The 12,744-nt window shown below is 66.4% G+C and carries 14 protein-coding genes; 9 read left to right on the forward strand and 5 right to left on the reverse strand.

All coding sequences use genetic code 11. The annotated features are described in order from the left end of the window. Nucleotides 1-140 precede the first annotated feature (140 nt). The 4 genes from B7G54_RS10025 to B7G54_RS10040 all read left to right on the forward strand — a co-directional run bounded on the left by B7G54_RS10025 (nucleotide 141) and on the right by B7G54_RS10040 (nucleotide 3,865). Nucleotides 141-1,094: a LysR family transcriptional regulator gene (locus tag B7G54_RS10025; protein ID WP_085038957.1), complete on the forward strand. Its 954-nt coding sequence runs from the start codon at nucleotides 141-143 to the stop codon at nucleotides 1,092-1,094. A 64-nt stretch (nucleotides 1,095-1,158) separates the two neighbouring features. Continuing rightward, nucleotides 1,159-2,286 (forward strand): tRNA 2-selenouridine(34) synthase MnmH, encoded by a 1,128-nt coding sequence (gene mnmH / locus B7G54_RS10030; protein ID WP_085038958.1) that lies wholly within the window; start codon nucleotides 1,159-1,161, stop codon nucleotides 2,284-2,286. After that, nucleotides 2,283-3,341, forward strand: coding sequence for a permease (locus B7G54_RS10035; RefSeq protein WP_085038959.1), 1,059 nt, complete (start codon nucleotides 2,283-2,285; stop codon nucleotides 3,339-3,341). The genes mnmH and B7G54_RS10035 overlap by 4 nt, the downstream gene beginning before the upstream one ends. 101 nt (nucleotides 3,342-3,442) lie before the next feature. Continuing rightward, nucleotides 3,443-3,865: a hypothetical protein gene (locus tag B7G54_RS10040; protein WP_085038960.1), complete on the forward strand. Its 423-nt coding sequence runs from the start codon at nucleotides 3,443-3,445 to the stop codon at nucleotides 3,863-3,865. 37 nt (nucleotides 3,866-3,902) lie between these two features. Here the strand turns inward: B7G54_RS10040 and B7G54_RS10045 are convergent, their stop codons facing one another. Together B7G54_RS10045 and nodI are read right to left on the reverse strand one after the other, a co-directional pair. Beyond that, nucleotides 3,903-4,736, reverse strand: coding sequence for an ABC transporter permease (locus B7G54_RS10045; protein ID WP_085038961.1), 834 nt, complete (start codon nucleotides 4,734-4,736; stop codon nucleotides 3,903-3,905). Between the two features lie 6 nt (nucleotides 4,737-4,742). Continuing rightward, nucleotides 4,743-5,657, reverse strand: a complete 915-nt coding sequence (nodI, locus tag B7G54_RS10050; protein WP_085038962.1) for a nodulation factor ABC transporter ATP-binding protein NodI — start codon at nucleotides 5,655-5,657, stop codon at nucleotides 4,743-4,745. Between the two features lie 337 nt (nucleotides 5,658-5,994). Between nodI and B7G54_RS10060 the strand changes: the two genes are divergently transcribed. Continuing rightward, the gene (locus B7G54_RS10060; RefSeq protein WP_069256597.1) at nucleotides 5,995-6,492 is read left to right on the forward strand and encodes a universal stress protein; all 498 of its coding nucleotides are present in this window, start codon (nucleotides 5,995-5,997) and stop codon (nucleotides 6,490-6,492) included. 87 nt (nucleotides 6,493-6,579) lie between these two features. On the opposite strand, the gene B7G54_RS10065 is transcribed toward B7G54_RS10060, so the two are convergent. Genes B7G54_RS10065 through lexA form a run of 3 tightly spaced genes read right to left on the reverse strand, consistent with a single transcriptional unit; the run spans nucleotide 6,580 to nucleotide 8,338 of the window. After that, nucleotides 6,580-7,299 (reverse strand): DUF2939 domain-containing protein, encoded by a 720-nt coding sequence (locus B7G54_RS10065; protein WP_085038964.1) that lies wholly within the window; start codon nucleotides 7,297-7,299, stop codon nucleotides 6,580-6,582. 29 nt (nucleotides 7,300-7,328) lie between these two features. Beyond that, nucleotides 7,329-7,664 (reverse strand): hypothetical protein, encoded by a 336-nt coding sequence (locus tag B7G54_RS10070; protein WP_006476078.1) that lies wholly within the window; start codon nucleotides 7,662-7,664, stop codon nucleotides 7,329-7,331. 26 nt (nucleotides 7,665-7,690) lie between these two features. Further along, entirely contained in the window at nucleotides 7,691-8,338 is a 648-nt protein-coding gene (gene lexA / locus B7G54_RS10075) for a transcriptional repressor LexA (protein ID WP_065500118.1), read from the reverse strand. Between the two features lie 264 nt (nucleotides 8,339-8,602). Here lexA and B7G54_RS10085 point away from each other — a divergent pair, with 264 nt between their 5' ends. The 4 genes from B7G54_RS10085 to B7G54_RS10100 all read left to right on the forward strand — a co-directional run bounded on the left by B7G54_RS10085 (nucleotide 8,603) and on the right by B7G54_RS10100 (nucleotide 12,675). Further along, nucleotides 8,603-9,640, forward strand: a complete 1,038-nt coding sequence (locus B7G54_RS10085) for a sulfate ABC transporter substrate-binding protein (RefSeq protein ID WP_085038965.1) — start codon at nucleotides 8,603-8,605, stop codon at nucleotides 9,638-9,640. Between the two features lie 122 nt (nucleotides 9,641-9,762). Further along, nucleotides 9,763-10,656, forward strand: a complete 894-nt coding sequence (gene cysT / locus B7G54_RS10090; protein WP_085038966.1) for a sulfate ABC transporter permease subunit CysT — start codon at nucleotides 9,763-9,765, stop codon at nucleotides 10,654-10,656. After that, a complete protein-coding gene (gene cysW, locus B7G54_RS10095; protein ID WP_085038967.1) occupies nucleotides 10,653-11,603 on the forward strand; it encodes a sulfate ABC transporter permease subunit CysW in 951 nt (316 codons plus the stop codon). The genes cysT and cysW overlap by 4 nt, the downstream gene beginning before the upstream one ends. Nucleotides 11,604-11,616: 13 nt before the next feature. Further along, nucleotides 11,617-12,675, forward strand: a complete 1,059-nt coding sequence (locus B7G54_RS10100) for a sulfate/molybdate ABC transporter ATP-binding protein (protein ID WP_085038968.1) — start codon at nucleotides 11,617-11,619, stop codon at nucleotides 12,673-12,675. The last annotated feature ends 69 nt before the right edge of the window (nucleotides 12,676-12,744 follow it).

The following is a 12,744-nucleotide window of genomic DNA, read 5'->3' on the forward strand; positions in this document are numbered from 1 at the left end:
GCACGCGGCGGATCGGGCGTGCAGCGTGAAGTGCGATCGATTCTAGAAAGCCGTTTTTTTTGTCACAATGATCGAATTTCGAACCTTTCTTTGCCGAAAAGGCAAAGCAGCGCGGCCGGCAGCCGGGCGGAGACAGAACGATGGCGGCTTTCCTGCATGGCCTGGCGTTGCGGTATTTCGTCGAAGTGGCGCGCACCGGCTCGATCAGCGACGCGTCCGCGCGGCTGCACGTGGCGGTGTCGGCGATCAGCCGCCAGATCGCGAAACTCGAGAGCGAGCTCGGCGCACCGCTGTTCGAGCGCCGGCCGCGCGGGATGGCGCTGTCGGAGGCCGGCGAGCGGCTCCTGGCGTTCGCGCAGCGCAGCCTGCTGGAGGCCGAGCACGTGATGAAGGACATCGGCGGCCTCGACGCGCTGCACGGCAGCCTACTGAAGATCGCGTGCTCGGAAGGGTTCGCGATCGACTTCCTGCCCGGTACGCTCGCGCGCTTCAAGGCGCGCCATCCGGGGGTCGATTTCTCCGTGTGGGTGGTGTCGCCGGCGGATGCGACGCGGCGCGTGCGCGACGGCGATGTGGACATCGCATTGAGCTTCAGCCTCGCGCCGGAGAAGGGCGTGCGCGTCGAGCATACCGAGCGCGCGCCGATCTTCGCGCTGGTGCGGCACGACCATCCGCTCGCGACGTGCGACGCGGTGTCGCTTGCCGATGTCGCGCGTCACCCGCACGTGCTGCCCGAGGCCGGCACGACGGTGCGCCAGCTGATCGACATCGCGTGCGCGCTCGACGGGCTGCTGCTCGACCCCGAACTGACGAGCAACAACACGGCGGCGATGTACGGCTACGCGCGGTGCACGGGCGCGGTGATGTTCACGGGGCTGCTGTCGGTGCGCGACCGCTGCGCCGCGGACGGCTTCGTCGTCGTGCCCGTGACGAACCCGCAGCTGCGCGAACGCAGCATCCAGGTGCAGACGATGGCGGGGCGCGATCTGCCTGCGTCGGTTCGCGCGTTCCGCGACCACCTGATCGATGCGATGCAGGCCGCATCGGCGCCGCCGGCTGCCGCGCGCGGCCCGAGACGCCGGCCCGTGAGATAATCGTCAATCCGCCTTCCTTGCCCATGCGGCTCATCGAGCCGCATCGCCCCTGTTCGACGCCAAATTGAAGAACCTGATTGTCACCCTCGATCGCGCCGGCGAGTTCGACGAGATCATCGACGTGCGCACGCCGCTCGAGTTCGCCGAGGATCATATTCCCGGCGCACTGAACGCGCCCGTGCTCAGTAACGAGGAACGCGTGCTCGTCGGCACGATGTACCGTCAGGTATCGCCGTACGAGGCGACGCGCGTCGGCGCGGCGATCGTCGCGCGCAACATCGCACGCCATCTCGACACGACGTTCGCCAACCGGCCGCGCAACTGGCGGCCGCTGATCTACTGCTGGCGCGGCGGCAAGCGCTCGGGCTCGATGACGACCTGGTTCAACCTGATCGGCTGGAAGGCGCGCCAGCTCGACGGCGGCTACAAGGCGTACCGCCAGTCGGTGTGCGCGACGCTCGACTCGCTGCCGACGCGCTTTCGCTACATCGCGCTCGTCGGCCATACGGGCTGCGGCAAGACGCGCCTGCTGAACGCACTGCGCGACGTGGGCGCGCAGACGCTCGATCTCGAAGCGCTCGCGTGCCATCGCGGTTCGCTGCTCGGCGCGCTGCCGGGCAAGCCGCAGCCGGCGCAGAAAGGGTTCGATTCGGGGCTCGTCGAAGCACTTGGATGTTTCGACCCCGCATGGCCGGTGTTCGTCGAATCGGAAAGCCGCAGGATCGGGCTCGTGCAGTTGCCGATCGCGTTGATCGAAGCGTTTCACGCAGGGCCGTGGGTGCATGTCGACGCGGCGCACGACGAGCGCATCGCGTTCCTCCTCGACGATTACGCGCACCTGTTCGACGAACCGGACGCGTTCAAGGCGCAGCTCCATCGGCTGATCGGCCTGCATAGCCGCGAACAGGTGACGCACTGGAAGGCGCTGATCGACGCGAACGCACGCGCCGAACTGTTCACCGAGCTGATCGACAAGCATTACGATCCGGCCTACGCACGGACCTACCGCGCGGCATACAACAAGCCGAACCGGGCGCTGACGTTCACGTTCCGGCCCAACGCGGCCGACGGGCGCGATCAGGCGCGCACGCTGCTGGGCCAGCTCGCGCAGGCCGGGCTACCCGCATCGGCCGCGTTTGCTGCAGGCGCGACATTCGAAACCGATCAAAACCAATCGACGACCACACGATGACGACTACACGCACCCAACCCAATCCGGCCCTCGGCTGGATGACCTTCCTGCTGATCGCGGTCGCGGGACTGTTCTATGTGAAATGGTTTCCGTACTACAACAAGGCGTTCGTTGCCGCCGAGCACCATTCGATCGGCCAGTCGATCCTGATGGGCACGTCGGCGGCCGCGCCCGAGCCGTCGCTGAAGGCCGCGCTCGACTACGCGTGGGCGTACGGCAAGGCGATCTGGCAGGCGATGGTGCTTGGCCTGCTGCTCGGTTCGGCCGTGCAGGCGCTGCTGCCTGCGCACTGGGTTGCGCGCGTGCTCGGCCGCACCGGCTTCGGCAGCGTTGCCGCGGGCGGCCTGCTGTCGCTGCCCGGCATGATGTGCACGTGCTGCGCGGCGCCGGTCGTCGCGGGGCTGCGGGCGCGCCATGCATCGCCGGGCGGTGCGGTCGCGTTCTGGCTCGGCAACACGGTGCTGAACCCGGCGGCGCTGGTGTTCATGGGCTTCGTGCTCGGCTGGCACTGGAGCGCGCTGCGCCTCGTGCTCGGCGTCGCGATGGTGTTTGGGATCGGCTATCTGCTGAACCGGATCGCGCGCCCTGAAGACGCCGGCATCGACGATGCGCAGCTCGCCGCGCTGGCGGCCGAGCAGGCCGCGGCCGGCAATCCGTTCGTCCGCTGGATGAAGCTGCTCGCGCGCATGGCAGTGCGGCTCGTGCCCGAATACATCGTGCTCGTGCTGCTGCTCGGCGCCGCGCGCGCATGGCTGTTCCCGCATATCGGCCCGGACATCGGCAATCATCTCGGCTGGATCGTCGCGTTCGCGGTCGCAGGCATGCTGTTCGTGATCCCGACGGCCGGCGAGGTGCCGATCATCCAGGCAATGCTGTCGCTCGGCATGGGCGTCGGCCCGGCTGCCGCGCTGCTGCTGACGCTGCCGCCGATCAGCGTGCCGTCGCTCGCGATGCTCGCGCGTTCGTTCAAGCCTTACATGCTGGCCATCGTCGCGATCCTCGTGGTCGTGTTCGGGATCGCGAGCGGCCTGCTCGCGGTTGCGCTCGGGTTCTGACGCGCGCAAGCGGTGCGCCAGTCGGGCGCAATCGTCGTATTTATCCGGCGCTGCCGTTTCACGTGTGCGGCGCCATTTACAAGAAGCAAACAGGAAAACGCATGACCCAACCGAAGATCCATCCTCGACTCGAAAAGGCGCTGACGCGCGGCGATCTCGCGATCCGCCAGGCCAATTCCGCGCGGGCGACTGCCGTGCTGAACGCACTCGGCACGATGATCATCGAGGCCTCCGCAACGATCGGCGTCGAGGCCAGCATCGACATTCCGCAGGGCGACCGCATTTACGATCCCGTCAATGGCCTGTGGCCGCAGAAGATGCTGGTGTCGTTCGACGGCCCGGTGGACGAAGCCGACGCGGACGAATTGCGCTCGGTCTATCTGGTCGCCGACGATCCGGGCACGCAGTTCCGCGTCGAATGGCATCGCGCGGACGGCAAGCTCGGCCGCCAGGAAGGTGGCCCGCTCGCAACCGTCGCGTTCCTGACCGACGTTGAGATTCCGTGGAGCGACGACGACGAGTAACGTCGTTGCATGAAGCCGGCGCCCGATGCGCCGGCTGTCAGCGCATCATCCGCCGCCGGAACAGCCACGCAGACAGCAGGAATCCGCCGACCGCGTAGCCGGCGAGCACCGCGACATGCAAGGCGACGTCGGTTGCCGGCCGGCCGAGCATCGCGGGCCGGATCAGCTCGACGGCATTCGCGAGCGGCAGCGCCTGCGCCGCGTGCTGCGCGATCGACGGCAACTGCGTGGTCGGGAAGAACACGCCCGACAGCAGCAGCATCGGCGTCAGCACGAGCGTCTGATAGAACATGAAGAAATCGTAGGACGGTGCGAGCGCCGTGACGATCATCGCGATGCTGGCAAACGCGAGGCCCGCGAGCGCGATCACGGGCAGCGCCGCGAGCATCGACGGAAACTGCGCATAGCCGAGCGCGCCCGCGACGAGCATGATCGCGGCCCCCGACAGCATTGCCTTGCTGGCTCCCCAGACTATCTCGCCGAGCACGATGTCGCCGAGCGCGAGCGGCGTATGCATGATCGCTTCCCACGTGCGCTGCACGTGCATTCGCGAGAAACCCGAATACATCGACTCGAAGCTCGCGGACATCATCACGCTCGACCCGACCGTGCCGGCCGCGAGGAACGCGATATACGACACGCCGTCGACATGGCCGAGCATCAGCCCGAGCCCGAACCCCAACCCGAACAGATAGATCATCGGATCGGCAAGATTGCCGAACATCGACGCGAGCGCGAGCTTGCGCCAGACGAGGTAGTTGCGCCGCCAGACGGCGATCCAGTTGGTCGCGTTCGCGGGCATCGCGATCGCGAAGCGTGACACGCGCGGCGGCGCCGACGGTGCGGCAGTGGAATAGTTGCGGACGTCCATGATCGATCAGTCCTGCATTTCGCGGCCCGTGAGCCGCAGGAACACATCTTCAAGATTGGCCGGGCGATGCAGATAGCGCAACCCCGTGCGACCCTTGAGTCGCGCACTCAGCGGTTCCGGGTCGCTCACGTAGCAGAACAGCGTCTCGCCGCTGATCTCGGTGTGCTTCGCGAACGCCGACAGTTCGTCGCGCAGCGTGGCCGGATCGGGCCCGTAAATCTCGATCACGTCGCAGCCAATTTCCGATTCGATCAATGCGTGCGGCGCACCTTCGGCGATCTTGCGGCCTTCCTCGATCACGCACAGGCGGTCGCACAGGCGTTCGGCTTCTTCCATGAAATGCGTGGTGATCAGGATCGTCTTGCCGCGCGCGAGCAGCGAGCGCAGCCGCTCCCACATGAGGTGACGCGCCTGCGGATCGAGGCCCGTCGTCGGCTCGTCGAGCACCAGTACATCGGGATCGTTGACGAGCGCGCGGGCGAGCGTCAGGCGGCGCTTCATGCCGCCCGACAACTCGCCGACCTTCGCATCGGCCTTGTTCTCGAGCTTCGCGAATTCGAGCAGCGGCTTCACGAGCGCGCGCGCAGCCTGCGCCGACATGCCGAAATAGCGGCTGAAGACCAGCAGGTTCTCGCGCACGGTGAAGTCGGGGTCGAGATTGTCGAACTGCGGGACGACCCCGACGCGCTGCCGCGCATGCCGCGCACGCGATGGAACCGGTTCGCCGCAGAGCGAAATGGCGCCTGCATCGGGATGCGTGAGACCGAGCAGCATTTTCAGCGTGGTGGTCTTGCCGGCGCCGTTCGGCCCGAGCAGGCCGTAGCATTCGCCGGCCTGTACGGTGAAGGACAGGCCGTTGACGACGAGCTTGTCGCCATAGCGCTTTTCGACGTTTCGAAAATCGATCGGTGCAACGGACATGGGCATATTGTCGTTGTAGGCAGGCGCGGAAGCGTTCCGCTGCCGGATGCGCGGCCGGTTGGCGAACCGATCGGACGATTGCGTGTCACACGGCCATGACCGAAGCGCACGACGCCGGCGCCCGATGGCCCGCTGGAGTACGAACGGGCCATTCTAGTGCATCGGCTGCGTCTCTTCCGGGCATGCCTGCACGGTGCGATGCATGCGCGCACCGATCGTGCACCGCATCATCGCGCACGCGCCGAGCGGGGCGAATCAGCGTTTTCCATCCCTTGCGTCCTGAATTGCGGCGCACCATGATGAATGCGTAGGCTCGGTGTTGCGATAGGGAGGTTTCATGGCTAGCTACAACAAGATTCTGCTGTGTTACGACGGCACGCTCGAAGGACGCAAGGCACTGCGCTGCGGCGCCAATCTCGCGATGGACCTGAAGGCCGAGACGCATTTGCTGTCGGTCGTCGACATGCGCTCGAGCATTGCACAGAGCGCAGGTTTGCTGACCGACGTCGCGTGCGGCCGGTTCGAGGAAACCGCGCGCGAAATCCTGCAGGAAGGGGTGAACTGGCTGCGCGAGCGCGGCGTGCAGGCCGAAGGCCATTTCGCGTTCGGCTATCCGATCGACGAAATTGCCAATCTTGCGACGGAGCTGAAGGTCGACCTCGTCGTCGTCGGCCACCGGTGCCGCAGCGGGCTGTCGAGATGGTGGATGGGCTCGGGCAATACGCAACTGCTCGATCGTGTGAACTGCAGCATTCTGGTGGCATGTTCGTCGGCGGAAGAGCAGAAGGCCGAAATCGCGCGCGAGCGTGAAGCGGCCACGGCGAACGGCAAATGATCCAATGATTCGATGACCGCCTGACTGGCAAGCCGCGCCGGTCAGGCGTCGTGCCGCATCAGTGGCGCGGGCGCCGACCGCAGCCTGTCAAGCGTGCAGGTCGATGGCGGACAACTTCCACGAGAACAGGCCAAAGCGGTGGAATATCGCCGCATAGCGCGTGCCGTCGGCATTGCGCTGGTAGGTCACGACGAATTCGTCGATATTCCGGTAGCCAGCACCGGTTTGCTGCTGGTGCGGCGCATGCGGTGCATCGACCGGGCTGGCCGGTGCGGTAGCGGCCGGGGGCGGCGATGACGCGGCTGTAGCGGCCGCGTTGCTGCCCGGAGCCGCTGCGTTCGCGGGAGCCGGATTGGTCGCCGGTACGCCCGGCGTGTTGCCCGGTGCATTGCTGCCCGGCGGCAGATTGGACCATTCAGGCGGACGCTCATCCGGATTGCCACGCGGCGGCAATCCGCTCATCAGCGCGGCCACGCCCTCCGGGGTCGCATACGCATCGACCAGCGGGCCGATCAGCGCAGACCCGATCAGCGCACCGATCACCGCGAACGGATTGTTCTTCTTCACAGCGTCGATCCGGCGCATCAACTCTTCCGTGACCTGCTGCTTCAGGCTGATGCGCAGCGATGGAAAATCGACATATTCACTGATGGCTTGCGCATCGCGCGCATCGATCGCCGATTTCAGGCGACCGAGCGTGACGTACGGCGACGCATAGGCATAGCCGATCGCCGTGATGATGGCGACGGCCAGCACGACGATCAGCAGGGGCTTGAGCCGCCATGCGCGGCCCGAAGATCCGGTCATGTTGCCTCCGGTGCGGGGATGTTCCGCAATCAGAGACCGCCAGGCGTGGCCGATCGTTCCTCTGCGATGCAGCGATCGATCATCCGGCACACGGCATCGATCGTGCCGACCATGATCAGGCGCGAACGGCCGTGATAAACGCGCACAGGTGCGCGGCGCGCGGGTTCTGCGTGATTCAGGCCGGCGTTCAGCGATACCCGCGCGAAAGCGGGGAGCGCCGACGGCAGCAGGGACGCCTGCCGTTCGACTGCGACTTCTTCTTGCACAGGCGCCGCGGCGGACAGCGGTGCGCAGGGCGTGCGGCCGCGCAGGTGACGCAGGCGACCGAATTGACGGAAAGGCAGCAGACGGGCAAGGCGTTCCATGATGTTCTCCTCAGCGAGACGGAATGTCAGAGTTCGCCCGAGCGGATCAGCCCGACGGCGATGCCTTCCAGCGCGAATTCCGCGCTGCCGGCCTTGACGAAGATGTTTTCGTAATCCGGGTTCTCCGCGATCAGCTCGAGACCGCCCGGCCGGCGCATCAGGCGCTTGACCGTGACGTCGTCGCCGAGACGCGCGACGATGATCTGGCCGTCCTTCGCTTCCGTGCGCTTCTGCACGGCGAGGAGGTCGCCATCGAGGATGCCGGCATCGCGCATCGACAGGCCGCGTACTTTCAGCAGGTAGTCGGGCTTGCTGGAGAACAGCGCGGGATCGCACGCGTAATGCTGCGAGATGTGCTCCTGCGCGAGGATCGGGCTACCGGCTGCCACGCGGCCGACGAGCGGCAGCGACAGCTGCATCAGGCCGGCGTGCGGCAGCGTGAACTGGTGCGGGGCATCCTCGATGCCGAGCAGGCGGATGCCGCGCGACGCGCCGGCGGCCAGCTCGATCACCCCTTTGCGCGCCAGCGCGCGCAGGTGCTCCTCGGCCGCATTCGGCGAGCTGAAGCCCAGTTCGGCCGCGATCTCGGCACGGGTGGGCGGGAATCCGGAGCGCTCGATCGCGCGACGGATCAAGTCGAACACTTGCTGCTGACGGGCGGTGAGTTTGGTCATGGCTTAACTGTATGGATAGACAGTGAGCTGTATTTTTATACAGTAGTTCGGGAATTTCAAGTGTTACGTGAGGTTCGACGCGATCACGCCGGTTCCGGCGTGATTTTGCGACGCCAGGACGCCGGTTCATCTGCCGCAACCGTCCATCCCGTCTGCGTTAGCACTTTTGAGTATTAAAAAATGAAGAACGATTATTTTTAATCATGTAACCCGTTCGTTAGACTGGCCCGACATCGCAATACCGACAACACTGGAGAACCAAGGATGGGCAAGCGCAATACGGGGCTGGTGGGCGGAGTGGGCCGCCTGATCGCAACACTCGCGCTGGGCGCGGCGGCGGCACTGGGCATCGCGACGCACGCCCAGGCCGATACGACCTTCCTGAACGTGTCGTACGACCCGACGCGCGAGTTGTATCAGGACTTCAACCAGGCGTTCGGCAAGGAGTGGAAGGCGAAGACGGGCGAGACCGTCAACTTCAAGCAGTCGCACGGCGGTTCGGGCGCGCAGGCGCGCTCGGTGCTCGACGGCTTGCAGGCCGACGTCGTCACGCTGGCGCTTGCGTACGACATCGACGCGCTCGCGAACAAGGGGCTCGTCAACAAGGACTGGCAGAAGCGCCTGCCCGACAACGCGTCGCCGTACACGTCGACGATCGTGTTCCTGGTACGCAAGGGCAATCCGAAGGGGATCAAGGACTGGGACGACCTGACCAAGCCGGGCATCTCGATCGTCACACCGAATCCGAAGACGTCGGGCGGCGCGCGCTGGAACTACCTGGCCGCATGGGCGTACGCGGTGCACAAGCCGGGCGGCAACGAGCAGACGGCGAAGGAATTCGTCACGAAGCTCTACAAGAACGCGGGCGTGCTCGATTCGGGCGCGCGCGGCGCGACCACGAGCTTCGTGCAGCGCGGGATCGGCGACGTGCTGATCGCATGGGAAAACGAGGCATTCCTGTCGGTCAAGGAATTCGGCACCGACAAGTTCGAGATCGTCGTGCCGTCGGTGAGCATCCTGGCCGAGCCGCCCGTCGCGGTGGTCGACAAGGTGGTCGACAAGAAGGGCACGCGCAAGCTGGCCGACGCATACCTGAACTTCCTGTACAGCCCGCAGGGCCAGGAGATCGCGGCGCGCAACTACTACCGGCCGCGTTCGAAGAACGTACCGGCAGAGCTGACGAAGCAGTTCCCGAAGCTGAAGCTGTACACGGTCGACGATACCTTCGGCGGCTGGACGAATGCGCAGAAGACGCATTTCGCGGACGGCGGCGTGTTCGATTCGATCTACAAGCCGCAGTAACGCCATAACGACAGCGGCGCGCCACGACAGCGCGCCGCATCCCCGACCGCCCGCCGGCGCGATGCATCGCGCCGGCGTTTGCGTCGGACCCATGAGCAGCATCGACCCAGCAAGAGCATCCGATGACGACGTACACCTTTCGCAAGCCGAGCGCGCTGCCCGGTTTCGGCGTGACGCTAGGCATCACGGTGGCCTATTTGAGCCTCGTGGTGCTGATACCGCTCGCCGCCACGTTCCTGAAGACCGCGACGCTGTCGTGGGACCAGTTCGTCACCGCCGTCACGTCGCCGCGCGTGCTCGCGTCGTACCGGCTGACGTTCTCGGCCGCGCTCGGCGGCGCGCTGATCAATGCCGTGTTCGGCTTTCTCGTCGCGTGGGTGCTCGTGCGCTACACGTTTCCGTTCAAGCGCCTCATCGATGCGATCGTCGACCTGCCGTTCGCGCTGCCGACGTCGGTTGCCGGCATTTCGCTCGCGGCCGTGTACGCGACCAACGGCTGGGTCGGCCAGTATCTCGCGCCGCTCGGCATCAAGATCGCGTTCACGCCGGCCGGCGTGCTGGTCGCGCTGACCTTCATCGGGCTGCCGTTCGTCGTGCGCACGGTGCAGCCGGTGCTCGAGGATTTCGAGCGCGAGCAGGAAGAGGCCGCCGCGTGCCTCGGCGCGTCGCGCTGGCTGACGTTCCGCCGCGTCGTGCTGCCGGCCGTGCTGCCGGCGCTTCTTACCGGGTTCGCGCTCGCGTTCGCGCGCGCGCTCGGCGAATACGGCTCGGTGATCTTCATCGCCGGCAACGTGCCGATGAAATCAGAGATCACGTCGCTGCTCATCATCACGAAGCTCGAGCAGTACGACTACGCGGGCGCGACCGCGCTCGCGGTCGTGATGCTCGTCGTGTCGTTCCTGATGCTGCTGCTGATCAACACGTTGCAGTGGTACCTGCAGCGCCGCACGAGCAAGGGCGCGAGCGGCCCCGCGCCCGCCACCGTCGTCGCCACCGCAGCAGGAGGCCAGCAATGAGCCAGGAGGCCACCGTCGTGCTGAAAACCCCGTCTGCGGCCGCGCAAGGGCGTGCCGCGAAGCGGCTCGACCCCGTCAGCGAGTCGCGCGTCGTGCGCTGGCTGCTCACGGGCATCGCGCTGGCGTTCCTCGCGTTCTTCCTCGTCGTGCCGCTCGCCGCGGTGTTCGTCGAGGCGCTGCGCAAGGGCGTCGGCTTCTATCTCGAATCGCTGGCCGATCCCGATGCGTGGTCGGCGATCAAGCTGACGCTGACCGTCGCCGCGATCGCGGTGCCGCTGAACCTCGTGTTCGGCGTGTGCGCATCGTGGGCGATCGCGAAATTCGAATTCCGCGGCAAGGCGCTGCTGACGACGCTGATCGACCTGCCGTTCTCGGTGTCGCCGGTGATCTCGGGCCTCGTGTACGTGCTGCTGTTCGGCGCGCAGGGCTGGCTCGGGCCATGGCTGCAGGCGCACGACGTGCAGATCATCTTCGCGGTGCCGGGCATTGTGCTCGCGACGATCTTCGTCACGTTCCCGTTCGTCGCGCGCGAACTGATTCCGCTGATGCAGGCGCAAGGCACCGACGAGGAAGAAGCCGCGCGCGTGCTCGGTGCATCGGGCTGGCAGATCTTTCGCCGCGTGACGCTGCCGAACGTGAAGTGGGGCCTGCTGTACGGCGTGATCCTGTGCAACGCGCGCGCGATGGGCGAGTTCGGCGCGGTGTCGGTCGTATCCGGCCACATCCGCGGCGTGACCGACACGATGCCGCTGCACGTCGAGATCCTGTACAACGAATACAACTTCGCGGCGGCGTTCGCGGTGGCGTCGGTGCTGGCGCTGCTCGCGCTTGTCACGCTCGCATTGAAGCTGCTCGCCGAGCGCCACCTTGCCGCCGAACTGGCCGGCACGCGTGACGTTGCTCCCGCACATGCCGGCCCCGTCGCCGCCGTTTCGTCGAAATCGTAAAGAGGCAACCAGAATGGGTATCACCGTCCGTAACCTTCAGAAGCGCTTCGGCGATTTCACGGCACTCGACAACGTATCGCTCGACTTCCCGCCCGGCGAACTGGTCGCGCTGCTCGGGCCGTCCGGCTGCGGCAAGACCACGCTGCTGCGCGTGATCGCGGGCCTCGAGCACGCGGATGCCGGCCAGGTCGTGCTGCAGGGGCTCGACGTCGAGTCGGTCGGCGCACGCGACCGTCAGGTCGGTTTCGTGTTCCAGCACTACGCACTGTTTCGCCACATGACGGTCTTCGAGAACGTCGCGTTCGGGTTGCGCGTGAAGCCGCGCCGCGAGCGGCCGTCGGAAAGCGCGATCCGCGACAAGGTGCACGAGTTGCTGAAGCTCGTGCAGCTCGACTGGCTCGCGCAGCGCTATCCGTCCGAGCTGTCGGGCGGCCAGCGCCAGCGCATCGCGCTCGCCCGCGCACTCGCGGTCGAGCCGAAGGTGCTGCTGCTCGACGAGCCGTTCGGCGCGCTCGATGCGAAGGTTCGCAAGGAACTGCGCGGCTGGCTGCGGCGCCTGCACGACGACCTGCACATCTCGACGATCTTCGTCACGCACGACCAGGAGGAGGCGCTGGAAGTCGCGGATCGCATCGTCGTGCTGAACCGCGGCCACGTCGAGCAGGTCGGCAGCCCGCAGGACGTCTACGATCATCCGCAGAGCGCGTTCGTCTACGAGTTCCTGGGCGCGGCCAACCGGCTGCCGGGCACGGTCGCCGGGCGCGGCTTCGTGGCCGAGGGCGCGGCCGCGCCGATCGAGGTCGACGCCGATTTCGCGGGCCCCGCGAATGCATACGTGCGGCCGCACGACCTGCAGCTCTGGCCGGTGGGCGAAGGGCACCGCGACGGCATCGCGGTGGACGTGCGTCGCGTGATCCCGCTCGGCGGTTCGGTGCGTGTGGAACTCGAGGCGCGCGCAGGCGGCGCGCTCGAGGCGGAACTCGATCGCGATGCATGGCGTGCGTTGTCGCTGCAGGTCGGTGATGGCGCGACCGCCGTGCCGCGCGCAGTGCGGGTGTTTCCTGCGCGTTGACGCCAGAATGCAGGGCAGGGGCGGAAATTGCTCCGATTCAACAATCAAACAACGACAGCCTAAGAGGCA

The sequence above is a fragment of the Burkholderia puraquae genome, assembly GCF_002099195.1.
Lineage (GTDB): Bacteria > Pseudomonadota > Gammaproteobacteria > Burkholderiales > Burkholderiaceae > Burkholderia > Burkholderia puraquae.

Excerpts from the sequence above, each read along its gene's own strand:
- B7G54_RS10025 (WP_085038957.1), top strand. The coding sequence starts at position 141 with ATGGCGGCTTTCCTGCATGGCCTGGCGTTGCGGTATTTCGTCGAAGTG.
- B7G54_RS10035 (WP_085038959.1), top strand. The coding sequence starts at position 2,283 with ATGACGACTACACGCACCCAACCCAATCCGGCCCTCGGCTGGATGACC.
- B7G54_RS10040 (WP_085038960.1), top strand. The coding sequence starts at position 3,443 with ATGACCCAACCGAAGATCCATCCTCGACTCGAAAAGGCGCTGACGCGC.
- B7G54_RS10045 (WP_085038961.1), bottom strand. The coding sequence starts at position 4,736 with ATGGACGTCCGCAACTATTCCACTGCCGCACCGTCGGCGCCGCCGCGC.
- nodI (WP_085038962.1), bottom strand. The coding sequence starts at position 5,657 with ATGTCCGTTGCACCGATCGATTTTCGAAACGTCGAAAAGCGCTATGGC.
- B7G54_RS10060 (WP_069256597.1), top strand. The coding sequence starts at position 5,995 with ATGGCTAGCTACAACAAGATTCTGCTGTGTTACGACGGCACGCTCGAA.
- B7G54_RS10065 (WP_085038964.1), bottom strand. The coding sequence starts at position 7,299 with ATGACCGGATCTTCGGGCCGCGCATGGCGGCTCAAGCCCCTGCTGATC.
- B7G54_RS10070 (WP_006476078.1), bottom strand. The coding sequence starts at position 7,664 with ATGGAACGCCTTGCCCGTCTGCTGCCTTTCCGTCAATTCGGTCGCCTG.
- lexA (WP_065500118.1), bottom strand. The coding sequence starts at position 8,338 with ATGACCAAACTCACCGCCCGTCAGCAGCAAGTGTTCGACTTGATCCGT.
- B7G54_RS10085 (WP_085038965.1), top strand. The coding sequence starts at position 8,603 with ATGGGCAAGCGCAATACGGGGCTGGTGGGCGGAGTGGGCCGCCTGATC.
- cysT (WP_085038966.1), top strand. The coding sequence starts at position 9,763 with ATGACGACGTACACCTTTCGCAAGCCGAGCGCGCTGCCCGGTTTCGGC.
- cysW (WP_085038967.1), top strand. The coding sequence starts at position 10,653 with ATGAGCCAGGAGGCCACCGTCGTGCTGAAAACCCCGTCTGCGGCCGCG.
- B7G54_RS10100 (WP_085038968.1), top strand. The coding sequence starts at position 11,617 with ATGGGTATCACCGTCCGTAACCTTCAGAAGCGCTTCGGCGATTTCACG.